This window comes from uncultured Psychrobacter sp. (assembly GCF_947500265.1).
Lineage (GTDB): Bacteria > Pseudomonadota > Gammaproteobacteria > Pseudomonadales > Moraxellaceae > Psychrobacter.
This window is the reverse complement of the sequence record NZ_CANMRN010000003.1, coordinates 78,881-93,557: the sequence shown is the minus strand read 5'-3', so window position 1 is coordinate 93,557 and position 14,677 is coordinate 78,881. Positions and strand designations below refer to the sequence as shown.

Here is a 14,677-nt window from a genome sequence, read left to right as displayed (position 1 = left end):
TATCATGACCGTTATTCAGTTTATATTGATTGCCATTGCCGCGTTTATCGTGCTCGCAGGGCTGTTTATGGTCATTCGTAGCTTTAAGCGCCGCGGTGCTACCGAAGCTGCTGCGGTCAATTATGATAAAAATGGTATTCCGATCATACCGCGTCACGAGCGCAACATCGTCGATCAGCCAGATCTCGATGATACAGTCGCAGGCGAGACGAGCATCGGTCCAGATCGTAGCTACTTGGATGCTGTGGTTGAAGAAGAGCCATTGACGCAAGCGCATACCAACGTTGACGCGCAACTAACGGCTGAGCGTCACCATGTAGCAACTGATGATCATGACGTCATCGATGAAGCCGACTACGCGCGCTGGCAAGAAGAGCAACGCCGTGCCGATAGTGCTGAGTTTGTAGAAGTCGCCGATCAGATGCATATCGAGCAAGAGCCTGATGCGTTCTCTAGCCTAATGTCAGCGACCGATAGCCTGATGCCAACCATTGATACGGCAGAAGAGCCAAGCTTCGATGACAACAGCCCGATACTGGATCAGCATCTATCAGAGTCAGGTGATGATGCGCAAAACGGCCCACTTATTAATGCCAAAGACAATATCAATATCACCATCTTGCCGCACCAATATCGTGACCGTCCAGCGGCGATTATCCGTGGTCGTGATCTGTTAGCATTGATTGATAAATACGGTCTACGCTATGGTGCGATGAATATGTTCCATCGCTACGAGCAAAAAGACGGTACGGGTATGTTGTGGTTTAGTATGATGGGCATCACTGATAGCGGTATCGCGCCGTTTGATCCGCATAGTGTCGCGACCAACACTTATAACGGCGTGGTGGTGTTCTTGTCATTACCACATCCACAAGCCGTGCGCAGCTTCGATAGCATGATGAGCATTGCTTATATGATGGCAAGCGACCTTGACGCGATTATGCTTGATGAAGAGAACGAACCAATCACGCCTGAATACAAGCAGCAACTACGTAACCAAGTTCGTGATTATGAGGGTTAACGGTTTAAAAGCCGAAAGCTACGAAAGTTAAAAGCTGCTTAATATCAGAAATCATAAAAAGGGCAAATAGCGATTAACGTTATTTGCCTTTTTTAATGGGATTTAGTTTCTGCAAAATTCTAACCATAGATAGTAGACTGAGCGAGCCTGACACAGTATCTGATTTATATAGGATTGACTATACCGAGCTTCCTACAAACTTGTTATCATATCGACATCTTGAATTGCAAAAAAGACGCCGACTATGACTGACTCTACCTCACCAAATAATTCTAAAAACCTATCTGCTCAAGTAGAAAACCAAGCACCTGCGACATCTAATATACCCAGTCCAACCGATAGCAGTACCAATAATAGTGCAGAGATTGTCTCAAAAATGCGTGCGCTTATTGAAGCGATTAAGACGCATAACTATGCTTATTATGTGCTGGACAATCCGATTCTAGAAGACAGTGAATACGACCAGTTGCGTCGCTCGTTGCTTGAGATTGAAGAAGAATATCCAGATTTGGTGCAGCCAGATAGCCCAATCAATCAAGTCGGTGATATGCCGCTATCGGCCTTTACCCAAGTCACTCACGATATTCCCATGCTATCGTTAGGCAACGTCTTTGAATATGATGATTTGCGCGATTTTATGCGCCGTGTCAATGATCGTCTCAGCGACTCGCAGCAAAACCCTGAATATGAGATGGAGCTAAAGCTTGACGGACTGGCCGTCTCACTGAAGTATGAGCACGGAAAATTTGTCCAAGCGGTCACGCGCGGTGATGGGCAGACGGGTGAAGATATTACCCAAAATGCTAAAACCATTCGTAACTTGCCACTATGGATAGCCGATGCAGCTGATATTGAACTGTTAGAAGTGCGCGGTGAGGTATTGATGCCAAAGGCAGGATTTGAGCGTCTTAATCGATTGGCAGAAGAGAATGAGGGCAAAACCTTTGCCAATCCGCGCAATGCTGCCGCTGGTAGCTTACGTCAGCTAGATCCAGCGATAGCAGCCAGTCGTCCACTGGCATTCTATGGCTATTCGGTCAATCAAGGATTGCCAAATACTATCGACACTCAGTCAGGGGCGTTGGCATGGCTTACCGAGCTTGGATTTACGGTCAGCGCCGTAGAAGTGGTCGCAAATCCACGCGCCGCGCAGACCTATTATGAGTCAGTGATAGAAGGTCGTAGCGATCTGCCATTTGAAATCGATGGCATGGTGATTAAGGTAAACAGCCTTGCTCTACAGCAGCAGCTTGGCTACCTATCACGCGAGCCACGCTGGGCGACTGCCTATAAATTCCCTGCCGAAACGGTAATGACGCGTCTCAATGATATCGAGTGGCAAGTCGGCCGTACGGGTCAAATCACACCAGTCGGTAAGCTCGAACCTGTCAAAGTCGGCGGCGTTACTGTCAGCAATGTCACTTTGCATAACTTTGGCGAGATTCAGCGTTTAGATGTGCGCGCAGGCGACACGGTCAGCGTCCATCGGGCGGGCGATGTCATCCCAAAAGTCACTCGTGTCTGGCACGATCAGCGCCCAGCTGATAGCATGCCAGTAACGCTACCTTCTACTTGCCCTGTCTGCGACTCTCCTGTCGTGCTGCCTGAAGATGAAGCATTGGCACGCTGTACGGGTGGACTATTTTGCCCAGCTCAGCAGCAGGAAGCGCTTATTCATTTTGTCTCACGCCGTGCGATGGATATCGATGGGCTTGGTGCCAGTTGGCTCATTAGCTTCTTTGAGCATGGTCTGGTCAAAACGGTCGCTGATATCTATCAGTTGCACAATCATGCAGATGAGATGGTCACCTTTGAGAAACTGGGTGAAAAATCGGTACAAAATATCATCAACGCTATCGAAGCCAGCAAGCATACGACATTGGCTCGCTTTATCTATGCACTTGGTATACGCGGTGTCGGTGAAGGTACGGCGCAGAACTTTGCTCAGCAGTTTGGTGACTTAGATAGTCTGATGGCAGCCAGTATTGAGACTTTGATAAAAACGCCAGATGTCGGAGAAATTACCGCCGAGCTGACCTATAAATTCTTCCGTGCGCCGAACAATATCGAAGTGATTAATTCGTTGCTTGAAGCTGGCGTGCACTGGGATAAGGTCGAGCAGGTCGCATCAGAAGGTCTACCACTCGATGGGCAAACGTGGGTCATTACAGGTGCGCTCGATAGCATGGCACGTGATGAAGCCAAAGCCAAACTACAAGCGCTGGGTGCAAAAGTCTCAGGCAGCATCTCGGCAAAAACTACTGCCCTACTGGCAGGTGATAAGGCTGGCTCTAAACTGACCAAAGCGGAAAAATTGGGCGTTAAAATCGTGGGTGAGGAAGAGTTTTTGGCGATGGTTGGGGAGTAGGGTATGAATATTGATGATTTAGAGGGCTTGGACGAAGAAACTCGCAAAAAAATTGAAGAGTTGTTGAAAATCACGCGTGAGCAAAACAGAGGGGAAGTTTTTGCACAAGCTCAATTTAAGATATATGACTGTTTACTAGGCGTTAAGAAGTATGCCTTAGCATTAGATGTATTAGAAAACATGAAAGAGAGTGATGGTAAGGGATATTATGAACTAGCTCAAATGAATATAGCAATAGTAAAATATTATTTTAAAGGTAATTTAGATGAAGCTTATGAAATTATCATTGAATTATTCAAAAGAAATTCATGGGTGACTACAATTGCGAGTGAATATGTTTTTAATTTTGCGAAGGATTATTTAGAAAAGAACGAGTATGGAAAGTCTATAAAATTATTTAGCTTGATCAACGATACATATCTTTATGAAACATATTGTTATAAGAAAATAAATAGCTTTCTCCTTGATTCTGAAACTGAAACCTTGGGTAAAAATTTTATAAAGCTTTTAGATCAAACATTATTAATAGTTAATATTTTAAAATTGGATTTTAGCCAATTACCAGATACTGACAAGGCTCCCGAAAGAAAGTTGGCTCATTATACTGGTACATACACAACAGAAAAGCTATTAGACGTAGACAAAGAAAAAAGATACCCAAGTCCGTTTCGTATAAATACTATTAATAACGTCAACGATCCGAGTGAAGGTCAATTGCTTTCAAATCATCTGAAAGGAGTAAAAGAAACTTCATTTTATGCGCCAGACTTCGATGAAAAGCTACATGCCTTTATTGGTTGTTTTACTTTTAACCATGACAGTTTAAATCAGTTTAGATTGTATGGTAAACAAGACAATAAGGAGGCTTCTGGAATTAGTTTAGTATTCAATCAAAATTTCTTTCAAAAGCATAATTCTGTTGCAGGACTATCTTACGTAGCATTAGAAGATAATTTGCAGAAAATTGATACGGCTTCTATTCAGAGAATCACTGATGAGTCATCTAAACGAAGAGATATTAAAAAGCCTGTAGAAAAAATTAAAGAACAGCCAGTGATGAGATGTGTATATATTGATCCTACTTCTGACTATATCCACTTAGCTCAGCGCAACCGCTTAACATTTTTTCGAGAGTTTGGTGATGATATTTTAGAAGGCAGTAGTACAACCAAAGCTGCGTCCGAATGGAATGAGTATAAAAAATATATCGAACAAAAAACCGATAGTTTCAAAGAAGCGTTTGCAGAGCTAAAGAAAATTTATAGAGATATTATTGAAGCAAAGGGCAGTTTGAAAGGTATGAGTGAAGAAGATATGAACGAGATAGATAGCTTCTTAGAGATGATTATTCTACCTTTAAAATATTTGATTAAGCATTCAGCTTTCCAAGAAGAGCAAGAATGCCGCATAGTATATATCACGTCACTTGATGACCCTAAAGTGCAAATGGACTTTGGCAAGTTTCTATATGTGGAGTACGAACCAGAGGTAAAAGTGCATTTAGACAAAATCTACATTGCTCCTGCCGCCAGCTACTATGAGCCTTATTTTGCTAAGCTATTATGTGGTAAAAATAATATGGGTAAAAAGATTAAAATCGAACCCTCAAACAATCCTTACCGCCAGACTTCGTAATAAAATAGTAGCGTGTGTCATATAAGTCAAAACACACGCTATGAACTATTAACTTCTACTCAACCATCTCCCCATGTGCTTTCACATCACCTTTCTTACCATCTGGCTGAATTACGATAGGTAGCACCAGCCCTTTGGCAAAGTCATCAGACAGCACATAATCATAGCGACTGGCAGCGACATCAGGCGTGGTATGAATGATAAGCGTCATCTCATTGCCATCGGTTAGCTCGTGTGAGACATAGGTTTCGCTGAGTTGATCCAAGGCTTTCGATAGTGCTTCGTTACTTGCCATACTCACCGTCAGGTTATGCTGAGCGGTCGCAGCGTCCACTTTGAAGTAATCTGCATAATCTCGGACGTTTTGACTATCGATGGCAAACGGATACTTATAGTTGGTAGGGTCAGCAGGCTTTGCACCGCTATCTACCAGTGACCAGTCAATGGTATCGGCTGTCGATGCAGATGGATCTGCTGCTGTCTCCGCAGTTTGCTCAGTGGCCTCGACGGAATCGGTAGCGTTGTCGCAGCCTGTTAGCGCCCACATACTTGCCGTTGCAATTACCATCATATTTATTAGATGCTTTGCCATCGAGTTACCCTTTTGATTGTTGGTCATAATTGATTCGCTCTATCTGCTATTTTGACAGCTTTCTTTGTGCTTCTCTAGCGAAATACATCAGATGGGAAGTTTTGATATAGTCTAATCCTCTATAAAAGAATGATAGCGTTAGCCTCGCTTGCAGTATCACAGTTATATCTGCACTCGGCTGCCTTATACTACTTTTAAATTGAATCAATTATATAGTCAAGTCTATATAAATCCGCTACATCGTCATCCTCGCTAAGCATACTAATGTATAACTTACACTCGGTTTCCTTGTGTCGAAATTATATTGAACTGACTATACAACTATCTACCTGATACTTTTTTTTATAGCCACCTTTATACACGTATCAAACAAACACGCATAAAAAAGCAGCCACCATATAATGACTGCTTTTTATCTATTACGACTATTTGTCTATTACGATATGAGCGTATCTCTAGCTGGTTAGATTTGGCAGTTTACTTGGTATTCTTTACCGTCAGCCCATTTCATCGCAAAGATACCTTTGTCACCTTTCATGTGCCATGCATAGACGACTTCTGGGTTTGAATCGTTTACATAGCTTGCAACTTCGCCTTTCACTTTACCGTTTAGAATGATTGGCTGCTCGGCCCATTTTACTTTTGGTAGGGTGACGTTGAGCATCACTTGTTCTTTATTGATAGATTGCTTTGCCATGATTTTGCTGTCATCGGTACAGGTGTACGGTGCTGGCGCCATACGATCATAGGCAGCGGTTACTTTTTCTGGAACTGGCGTATCAGTTGCATCTGGGGTAGTTGGTGCGGTAGTCGCACAAGCGCTCAATAGGGCAAGAACTGGTAGGGTAGTCGCAATTTTAGTTATCATTTTCATAGTGCTCTCCAAAGCTTTTTACTAATGTCATTTACTTGTTCTTAATGATGCGTTTAGCATATGAGGGTTATAGTAGCGAAAACGAACCATTTCAGTGTTAGAAATTGTTCGTTACCTGTTAGCTTCGTTACCCAACCGCTGTCTAATGTAACTTGTAATTTGCGACAGGGTGAAAAGTAAGCAGTACTAGTTTGAAATGTGCGATTATAAAATTAGCGCATAAAAAAGCGTCTATCAACGAGTGGCTGATAGACGCTTTTTTGTTTTACTTAACACACTCTATCTTGAGCATGTATTTTTATACTATGAACACTATTTGCTATGACACTACTTGGTTTTACGTGGTGGCAGACCAGTATGCTGAGTCTGGAAATTGCCTTTGCTGACTTTCTTTTTACTGTTTTTACCGACAGTATTTTTACCTGCTGCACCTTTAGCTGACACACTGTTGTTTGACGAGCCATTACTACGCTTCACTGAGTCATTGCCAACACGGCTATTCTTTTTGCGCGCTGACTGATAAGTATCTTGCGCGGCATCACGCCCTTCTAAACTGGCGTTAAATGGTGGAATCAAACAACCACGGTTTTTACCAATCAAGTCACTACGACCCATGTCTTGTAGCGCTTTACGTAGTAATACCCAGTTTTTTGGATCATGGTAGCGTAAGAATGCTTTATGCAGTTTGCGCTGCTTGCCAGACTTGACGATATCCATGTCACCTTCATCACGGCTGACCTTATGTAGCGGATCTTTGTGTGTGTGATACATGGTAGTCGCGGTCGCCATTGGGCTTGGATAAAACGCCTGTACTTGGTCAGCACGGTAGCCATTACTTTTGAGCCAAAGGGCAAGGTTCATCATATCTTCATCTTTGGTACCCGGATGGGCGGCGATGAAGTAAGGAATCAGATATTGCTCTTTGCCAGCTTCTTGGCTGAATTGCTCAAACATGGCTTTGAATTGATCATAGCTGCCCATGCCAGGTTTCATCATCTTCGATAGCACGCCTTCTTCAGAGTGCTCAGGAGCAATCTTGAGGTAACCACCGACGTGATGACTGACTAATTCTTTAACGTATTCAGGATCTTTCACTGCCAAGTCATAACGTAAGCCTGAAGCAATCAGGATTTTTTTCACGCCTTTGATATCACGCGCTTTGCGATATAGCTTGGTCAAGTTACTGTGATCAGTAATCAGGTTTTCACAGACATCAGGATAGACACAAGATGGCTTACGGCAGTTCTTTTCAATCGTTTCGTCTTTACAGCTGAGGCGATACATATTGGCTGTTGGGCCACCAAGGTCAGATATCACGCCAGTAAAGTTCGGTGCGGTATCGCGAATCGCTTCTACTTCACGCAAGATTGAATCTTCTGAACGGCTCTGGATAATACGGCCTTCATGCTCAGTGATCGAGCAGAAGGTACAACCACCAAAACAGCCGCGCATGATATTGACCGAAAATTTGATCATGTCATAAGCAGGGATACGCGCATCGCCGTAGCTTGGATGCGGCAAGCGTGCATACGGCAGGTCAAACACATAATCCATCTCTTCTGTCGAGAGTGGTACTGGTGGTGGATTGAGCCAAACGTCGATAGAAGTATGCGAATTACCAGCACCGCTGCTATGACGCTGTACAAGCGCACGGGCGTTACCCGGATTGGTCTCTAAATGCAGGATACGACTTGCATGAGCATAAAGCACAGGGTCAGATTTGACATGCTCATAGTCCGGCAGACGAATCACTGTCTTTTCACGTGGTGGCATTTTTAGCTTGTGTTTACGTGCGGTCATTGGCTTATCAAAGCCGCGCATTTGCACCACTTGCGTATCTTCATCGACTTGCTCAGCATTTAAGACTTTATTGGTCACGGGTTCGGCGACAAAGCCTTGATACTGTTTCGCATATTGGGCTGACATGCCTGTCATTGCTGACGTAGCTTGTCCAACGGGTGAGGGGCTAGTCTTATCTTGCTCGATTGAGCATTGATCAACGTCTTCAGTCATGACATACGGATTAATAATGGGATCAACGCGGCCAACGGTATCGACATCATTGCTAGCAACCTCGGTCATGCCCGCTTGCCAATGACGGCGGGTCGGGGTCAATAAGTACGCCGTACCGCGCAAACTGCTCATTTGTTCAAAGGTGTAACCTTTTGATAAACCATGCACCACATCGACGATGGCACGCTCAGCATTGCCATATAACAAGACATCAGCGCGCGCATCCATCAAGATACTACGGCGGACTTTGTCTGACCAATAATCATAATGAGCGATACGGCGTAAGCTGCCTTCGATGCCGCCCAAAATAATCGGCACATCAGGATAAGCTTCGCGGCAACGTTGGCTATAAACGATCGCGGCGCGGTCAGGACGCTTGTCAGCCACGTTACCGGGCGAATAGGCATCATCGCTACGGATTTTACGGTCAGCGGTATAGCGGTTAATCATGCTATCCATGTTGCCAGCGGTCACGCCATACGCGTAAACCGGTTTACCAAGCTCCATAAAGGCATCTTTGCTTTTCCAATCTGGCTGGGCAATGATACCGACGCGAAAGCCTTGCGCTTCTAATAAACGACCGATAATCGCCATGCCAAAGCTTGGGTGGTCGACATAAGCATCGCCTGAGATGATGATGACATCACAGGCATCCCAGCCAAGCTCATCCATTTCTTTACGGCTCATCGGCAAATAAGGCGCAGGCTCGTAGCAGCTCGCCCAATGTTTGTCGTAGTCATAAAGAGGTTTGGTGCCTTGTTTAAAGGCGGTGCGGGCGATGGTATCGGCAGACATGAGCGGACCTGTTCATTAGAAAAATGGCACTAAAAAAGCCGTTATCGTTATTCATTAACAACGGCTCATTTAAAAGCGCTCATTTTAACATGAATTGCTTTCATTATGTAAAAAAGAGATTTTATAATAGCAAGGTAAGTTATTGATAGCGTGAGATAAACTGCTCATGCAAAGTAAGCTATCCGCACAGAAAAATAATGGCAAAAACAGCCTAGGCAGAACAGTCGTATTATCAGCTCTATAAAACTTCCTTCTAACAATCATTCTCTACCCTAGTTCAATTTATAGCTACATCCTCGCAAGCATAATTATCGAAATACTGACTTGGCTGATACTGGTCATTTGTTTTCTTATATTTACGAGTTTCTTTAACTTCTAATGATAGGTTTTGGCACAGGTTTTGCTCCACCCTTATTAGGGCTTATTTGTGTGCATTAATGAGTAAAAATAGTGCACCGATAAAATTTGAACGGATAGATAAGTGTTTGGAGATAAAATGAGAACATCATCTGTTGGACTGGACACGATAAAGACATTATTAAAATTATTACAACCATTAAAATCATCGCTAAGTAATAGGCTGGTGCTAAGTACAGTATTGTTTGCAGCAATGGGTAGCGCCCAAGCTGCTGAGACTGACACATTGACCGTGGCACAGCTACTCGAATATCAAAATATCGCTTGGATTATCTGGGGCGGAGTATTGGTGTTCTTTATGCAGGCAGGTTTTGCGCTACTTGAAAGCGGTTCAGTACGAGCGAAAAATGCGGTAAACGTGATGATGAAAAACTACACCGATATGTGTATCGGTGGTCTGGCGTTCTACTTAGTTGGTTTTGGGCTAATGATGGGTACCAATCACTCCGGATTCGTCGGTACGGATCATTTTATGCCAGTCGCGTTGTCCAATATGGACTGGGCGTTGATGTTTTTTCAGATGATGTTTGCAGCGACAGCGGTGACGATTGCGAGTGGTGCGATGGCAGAGCGTGTTTCGTTCATCGGCTATGCGGTGGCGGCATGTTTGATTTGCTTATTTATCTATCCTGTGTTTGCCAGTTGGGTGTGGGGCGGTTACTTCGGTGGTATAGGCTGGCTAGCTGAGCTTGGTTTTATTGATTTTGCTGGGTCTACTGTCGTGCATTCTATCGGTGGTTGGTTGGCCTTGGCAGGTATCTTGGTCATTGGTCCAAGATTAGGTCGCTTTGCACCTGATGGTACGCCAAGACTCATCGCAGGACATAACATGACGTTGCTAGCGCTTGGCGGATTTATCTTATGGTTTGGCTGGTTCGGGTTCAATGCTGGATCGACCTTATCTATCACGGGCAATATTGGTTTAATCGCAGTCAATACTTTTGTCGCAGCAGTCAGTGCGGTGGTGAGTTATATGTTGATCTCCCGATCGCTCAACAAAGCCATTTTACTGAGCGATAGTGTTAATGCCAGTTTGATTGGTCTCGTATCGATTACCGCAGGTTGTGCGACTACGACTCCTGTCTTTGCCATTATTATCGGTGCGGTTGCTTCCGTGGTTTATATCTTATCGTCGCAAGCATTATTAAAATTCAAAGTAGACGATGTGGTCTCGGCAGTGGCAGTACATGGCTTTGGCGGTGCATGGGGTACGCTCGCAGCAGGATTATTCTATACAGGAGATTTGTTTAACTTATCACGGCTTGGCGTACAAGCGCTGGGTGTCGGCGTGGCATTAGGCTGGGGGCTGGGATTGGGTCTGGTGATGTATAAGCTTATCGATTTAAGCTTTGGGTTAAAAGCAAGCCGCTTACATGAGCAGCGCGGCCTTGATTATACCGAGCATGCAGAGCTTGGTTACCCTGAGTTCCAGAAGCAAATGTTTGATTCCAAGAGTTTAACTGAGCGGCATTTATAGGAGAGAGCTGATGAATATTGATACTCAATCCGTAGACCAAGCTGTGACTGCGATGGCAGAAGTGCTTGCCGATTATCTACACCCTGAAGAGGTGCGGCTGCTTAAATCACAGTGGCAGCGATACTCGACTGTCTCAGTAAAAATGATGCAACAGTGCGTCTTGGATGCGACACGGCGCTATCCTGAGCTGCAAGCTTATAAGTCTGATATTAGGAAAGGCTTTTGGGCTACGTTGCAAGCGGACAGTCAGCAGACAGTCGAGGCTAATAATCACAATGGTTATAATAGCCACAATAGCCATAATGAAACAGTCAAAGCGCCGGTCCCTGTCTCTGAGTTGGTTTTGGCGTTTTATACTGTCATAGAAGCGCTGCGCAGTCAGCTATCAGAAACAGAAAGTCGTAACCTATTTCTGACCATGCACCAAACTGTTTCGCAAGAACGCACCTTCAAAGGGCATAGTCTTAACATTGGTAAGTTTTTAGAAGGCAATCGCCCTTCTGTACCTGATAATGAGCACCTGTTGAATAATTTGATGCAGCTGGCTTATGTGTGCTTATGTGATGTTGCAGGCCCTGTCGAAGCAGATGAGATGATGTTTCGAGCGGCAGAGAAGGCGAAACAAAACTATCCGAAAACACTGGTCGAAAAGTTATTCTAAAATGTTGAGTCGGCACGTTACGGTTGGGTACGGAAAACCTTTCGATAGCGTGCCTTATATAGAGGGGCTTTTATAACATCGCTTTCATGGTGTACCTTGATACTAGATGATGAGTAGTCTAATAGTATTTAGCTATTTAATCTAATAACTGAAGCGGGAAAGTAACTACGTCAAAGGCGAGGGCAAAGGGTAGCAGTACTAGCTTTTGTGCGCCATTTGGACCGCTACGAGTGACGACATCTTGCTGAGTCTGTGTATAGAAGCTCACCGTATATGGTTTGGTCAATGCGCGATAGTTTGACTGAATTAACCCTAAATTACTAACTTGCGGGTAGATAGCGCCTTTGACAGGAACGCTAAAACAAAAACGCTGAGCATTGATACGTTGATCGCTCGCTGAGGTGCACTCTTTACCGTTATTTTGCAAAAAGAACTGATAGTCTGAGCGTCCAAATTCATCTTTTAATTTGGCATAAGACAGTTTCATCTCACCTTGGAAGTACCCATCATTATTGGGTACATGAAAGCTCATGTCGTTATCCACTTGAATATTTTTTTGAGACAGATTACTTAGTAAGTTCACCATCTCTGTCCCACCTTGAGTGAGAACGTAGCTGTTATTCTCTCCTACGATAACCATTGACGCGTTTGGCATTTTTGGTAACGCCTGCGCAGGACGACCAAAAGCAACAATTTGATCTTCAGACAGGACTTGCTTCGTCGTGCTGGTAGTGACATGTCCGCTATTGTCTAACAATGAGCTAGTCGCACAGCCTGAGCTGACGAGTACCGTAGCAAACAGAGCGCCTGCTATTATCTTTTTTGAATTTAACGGTTTTAGGTTTAATGGTTTTAGTGACGCTTTCATATTCTTCTTAGCAGCGTTTGTATGGTCAGTCATGATTAGGCTTCCTTGTCCAAAAAATAGGCTTACGAAATGGTTGATTAGAGTTTAATTTCCATCAGATATTTGGTGATATCGTACAGGGGTTAGAGGCAATTTAGTCACTCATCACCCATTGTCATATGATAGGTAAGTGTAGCTGAGACTGTTAAATTATAATTAATCTAGCGTGATTTTGGTTCCACTCTTCGTAAAGTTCATCACAAACTGGCTTTTGAAATTGCGCACGTTATTTTCGTAAGTCAGTAAGCTGCGCGTGAACTGATGATAGTCGCCCATATTCTTTGCATTGACCATGAGCATAAAATCAAAATCGCCCGATACTTCATAGCAGCTCATGATTCGTGATTGCGCATCCATCAGGCGCTCAAACCGATGCTGCATTGAGGTATTAGAGCGCTCCATTTCTATCATCACTACGGCTGTCAGGCCATAGCCCACTTTGTCAGGATTGACGATGGCTACTTGTTTGATAATCACGTCATTATCTATTAGCGCTTGTATACGCCGCTGCGCCGTCGCAATGGATACATGCACTCGCTCTGCAACAGTTTTAAGCGGTAATGTCGCATCATCTTGCAGCAAGTTCAAAATAGCTTTATCAATATTATCTAAAGTATGGCTCATATCAGAACATCCTTAATAGCAGAGTTTTCTATCGATTTTTATAAATATTATCACTAAAAATTTTAATATAAGAAAATAATGATTTATATGATACCTATTTGAGATATTTGTTCATCAATGAACTTATATAGAGATAATATATCAAATCACCCTGGTAAAATAGACTATACCAATCAGAACTGCTTTAAAAAAAGAGCTAGCAATTGGTTTTTATCATCTATTAATAGCTACGGTGCTTATCATGTCTATCTCAATGCTCTCCAATGTATTCGCTAATACGCTAGCAACGACTGTTGCACGTTTGCCACTACCTGCGATTTGGACGACAGGTAGCGCACAACAACGTACATTAATATTAGGGGTGTCTTTTGCCATACTGTCCAATGTGCTATTTGGCGTACTCTATGCCTATAGTAGTTTTTTGTCGCCATTATCAGGGACGCAAGTTTTTATCTGGCGCATGCTCGCGATGTGGGCAGCGTTGGTCGGATACCTGATGGTAAGTGGACGTCTGGGATTGCACATCGATAAATTGAAAGTGATAAGAGGCGCTAAGCAGTGGGCTTGGCTGCTATTACCTACGCCAATATTCCTTAGCCAGTTTTGGTTATTTATGTGGGCGCCAGTGAATGGGCAAGGTGTGCAAACCGCGATGGGATACTTCTTATTCCCGTTAATGATGGTGGTGTTTGGTTGTGTCCTCTTTGGCGAAAAACTAAGCCGTTTGCAATGGTTGGCAGTGGCCTTTGCTGCATTGGGCGTGGGTAGTGAAGTTATCCGTACGCAAAGTGTCTCTTGGGCGACGCTATGGGTATGCGGTACGTATCCCGTTTACTACATTTTACGCCGACTGCAGGGAATTGGCGCAGTAACTGGGTTATTGGTTGATTTAACGATATTTGCGCCTTTTGCGCTGGCTTACTTGTTCTTCTTTGCCCCAAGTAGTTTGGCGCTAGTTAGCGGCTCTGGTTTCTTTATCATGATGCTAGTAGGTTTGGGTGTGCTCAGTGTCTTGGCGATGAAGACCAATATTGACGCCAGTCAAATGCTACCAGTCAACGTCTATGGCATGATGAGCTATTTGGAGCCAGCGTTGCTATTTATTTTGGCAGTGACCGTACTAGGCAACCCATTTGAGTCAGCGATGATCTATAGCTACGGTCTGATTTGGTTAGGTATTGCATGTTTGATTACGCATGGTGTTAGGCAATTGCGTCAGGCTAGTAAAAAGACAGCATTGTCTCTAGAAGAGCAAATGGCATAGAAAGCCACTGGCTAGATGTTATAAAGGTG

The 14,677-nt window shown here is 43.9% G+C and carries 11 protein-coding genes; 6 read left to right on the top strand and 5 right to left on the bottom strand.

The annotated features are described in order from the left end of the window. The first annotated feature begins 4 nt into the window (after positions 1 to 4). The 3 genes from Q0788_RS05330 (at position 5) to Q0788_RS05320 (ending at position 5,024) form a co-directional block, all read left to right on the top strand. Positions 5 to 1,021, top strand: a complete 1,017-nt coding sequence (locus Q0788_RS05330) for a cell division protein ZipA C-terminal FtsZ-binding domain-containing protein (RefSeq protein WP_298808493.1) — start codon at positions 5 to 7, stop codon at positions 1,019 to 1,021. A gap of 244 nt (positions 1,022 to 1,265) precedes the next feature. Continuing rightward, complete coding sequence (gene ligA / locus Q0788_RS05325) at positions 1,266 to 3,389, top strand: NAD-dependent DNA ligase LigA (RefSeq protein WP_298808491.1); 2,124 nt, start codon at positions 1,266 to 1,268, stop codon at positions 3,387 to 3,389. A gap of 3 nt (positions 3,390 to 3,392) precedes the next feature. Continuing rightward, the gene (locus Q0788_RS05320; protein ID WP_298808489.1) at positions 3,393 to 5,024 is read left to right on the top strand and encodes a hypothetical protein; all 1,632 of its coding nucleotides are present in this window, start codon (positions 3,393 to 3,395) and stop codon (positions 5,022 to 5,024) included. Between the two features lie 55 nt (positions 5,025 to 5,079). Here Q0788_RS05320 and Q0788_RS05315 read toward each other — a convergent pair whose 3' ends face one another. The 3 genes from Q0788_RS05315 to Q0788_RS05305 form a co-directional block, all read right to left on the bottom strand. Continuing rightward, positions 5,080 to 5,643, bottom strand: a complete 564-nt coding sequence (locus Q0788_RS05315; RefSeq protein WP_298808487.1) for a hypothetical protein — start codon at positions 5,641 to 5,643, stop codon at positions 5,080 to 5,082. A gap of 436 nt (positions 5,644 to 6,079) precedes the next feature. Continuing rightward, positions 6,080 to 6,490 carry a hypothetical protein gene (locus Q0788_RS05310; RefSeq protein ID WP_101204281.1) on the bottom strand — a complete coding sequence of 137 codons (411 nt, stop codon included), beginning with the start codon at positions 6,488 to 6,490 and terminating at the stop codon, positions 6,080 to 6,082. 327 nt (positions 6,491 to 6,817) lie between these two features. Then, positions 6,818 to 9,298, bottom strand: coding sequence for a YgiQ family radical SAM protein (locus Q0788_RS05305; protein WP_298808485.1), 2,481 nt, complete (start codon positions 9,296 to 9,298; stop codon positions 6,818 to 6,820). A gap of 610 nt (positions 9,299 to 9,908) precedes the next feature. Here Q0788_RS05305 and Q0788_RS05300 point away from each other — a divergent pair. Both Q0788_RS05300 and Q0788_RS05295 read left to right on the top strand, forming a co-directional pair. Next, on the top strand, positions 9,909 to 11,192 hold the full coding sequence (locus Q0788_RS05300) for an ammonium transporter (RefSeq protein WP_298809022.1): 1,284 nt from the start codon (positions 9,909 to 9,911) through the stop codon (positions 11,190 to 11,192). A gap of 10 nt (positions 11,193 to 11,202) precedes the next feature. Next, positions 11,203 to 11,853, top strand: a complete 651-nt coding sequence (locus Q0788_RS05295) for a hypothetical protein (protein WP_298808483.1) — start codon at positions 11,203 to 11,205, stop codon at positions 11,851 to 11,853. Between the two features lie 136 nt (positions 11,854 to 11,989). On the opposite strand, the gene Q0788_RS05290 is transcribed toward Q0788_RS05295, so the two are convergent. Both Q0788_RS05290 and Q0788_RS05285 read right to left on the bottom strand, forming a co-directional pair. Continuing rightward, the gene (locus Q0788_RS05290; RefSeq protein WP_298808481.1) at positions 11,990 to 12,754 is read right to left on the bottom strand and encodes a hypothetical protein; all 765 of its coding nucleotides are present in this window, start codon (positions 12,752 to 12,754) and stop codon (positions 11,990 to 11,992) included. 162 nt (positions 12,755 to 12,916) lie between these two features. Then, complete coding sequence (locus Q0788_RS05285) at positions 12,917 to 13,384, bottom strand: Lrp/AsnC family transcriptional regulator (RefSeq protein ID WP_298808479.1); 468 nt, start codon at positions 13,382 to 13,384, stop codon at positions 12,917 to 12,919. 241 nt (positions 13,385 to 13,625) lie between these two features. Here Q0788_RS05285 and rarD point away from each other — a divergent pair, with 241 nt between their 5' ends. Next, positions 13,626 to 14,648 (top strand): EamA family transporter RarD, encoded by a 1,023-nt coding sequence (gene rarD, locus Q0788_RS05280; protein WP_298808477.1) that lies wholly within the window; start codon positions 13,626 to 13,628, stop codon positions 14,646 to 14,648. The last annotated feature ends 29 nt before the right edge of the window (positions 14,649 to 14,677 follow it).

What these genes read in the sequence shown, in the direction of transcription:
- ligA (WP_298808491.1), top strand. Translation starts at nt 1,266, where the DNA reads ATGACTGACTCTACCTCACCAAATAATTCTAAAAACCTATCTGCTCAA.
- Q0788_RS05290 (WP_298808481.1), bottom strand. Translation starts at nt 12,754, where the DNA reads ATGACTGACCATACAAACGCTGCTAAGAAGAATATGAAAGCGTCACTA.
- Q0788_RS05315 (WP_298808487.1), bottom strand. Translation starts at nt 5,643, where the DNA reads ATGACCAACAATCAAAAGGGTAACTCGATGGCAAAGCATCTAATAAAT.
- Q0788_RS05285 (WP_298808479.1), bottom strand. Translation starts at nt 13,384, where the DNA reads ATGAGCCATACTTTAGATAATATTGATAAAGCTATTTTGAACTTGCTG.
- Q0788_RS05310 (WP_101204281.1), bottom strand. Translation starts at nt 6,490, where the DNA reads ATGAAAATGATAACTAAAATTGCGACTACCCTACCAGTTCTTGCCCTA.
- Q0788_RS05300 (WP_298809022.1), top strand. Translation starts at nt 9,909, where the DNA reads ATGGGTAGCGCCCAAGCTGCTGAGACTGACACATTGACCGTGGCACAG.
- Q0788_RS05295 (WP_298808483.1), top strand. Translation starts at nt 11,203, where the DNA reads ATGAATATTGATACTCAATCCGTAGACCAAGCTGTGACTGCGATGGCA.
- rarD (WP_298808477.1), top strand. Translation starts at nt 13,626, where the DNA reads ATGTCTATCTCAATGCTCTCCAATGTATTCGCTAATACGCTAGCAACG.
- Q0788_RS05305 (WP_298808485.1), bottom strand. Translation starts at nt 9,298, where the DNA reads ATGTCTGCCGATACCATCGCCCGCACCGCCTTTAAACAAGGCACCAAA.
- Q0788_RS05320 (WP_298808489.1), top strand. Translation starts at nt 3,393, where the DNA reads ATGAATATTGATGATTTAGAGGGCTTGGACGAAGAAACTCGCAAAAAA.
- Q0788_RS05330 (WP_298808493.1), top strand. Translation starts at nt 5, where the DNA reads ATGACCGTTATTCAGTTTATATTGATTGCCATTGCCGCGTTTATCGTG.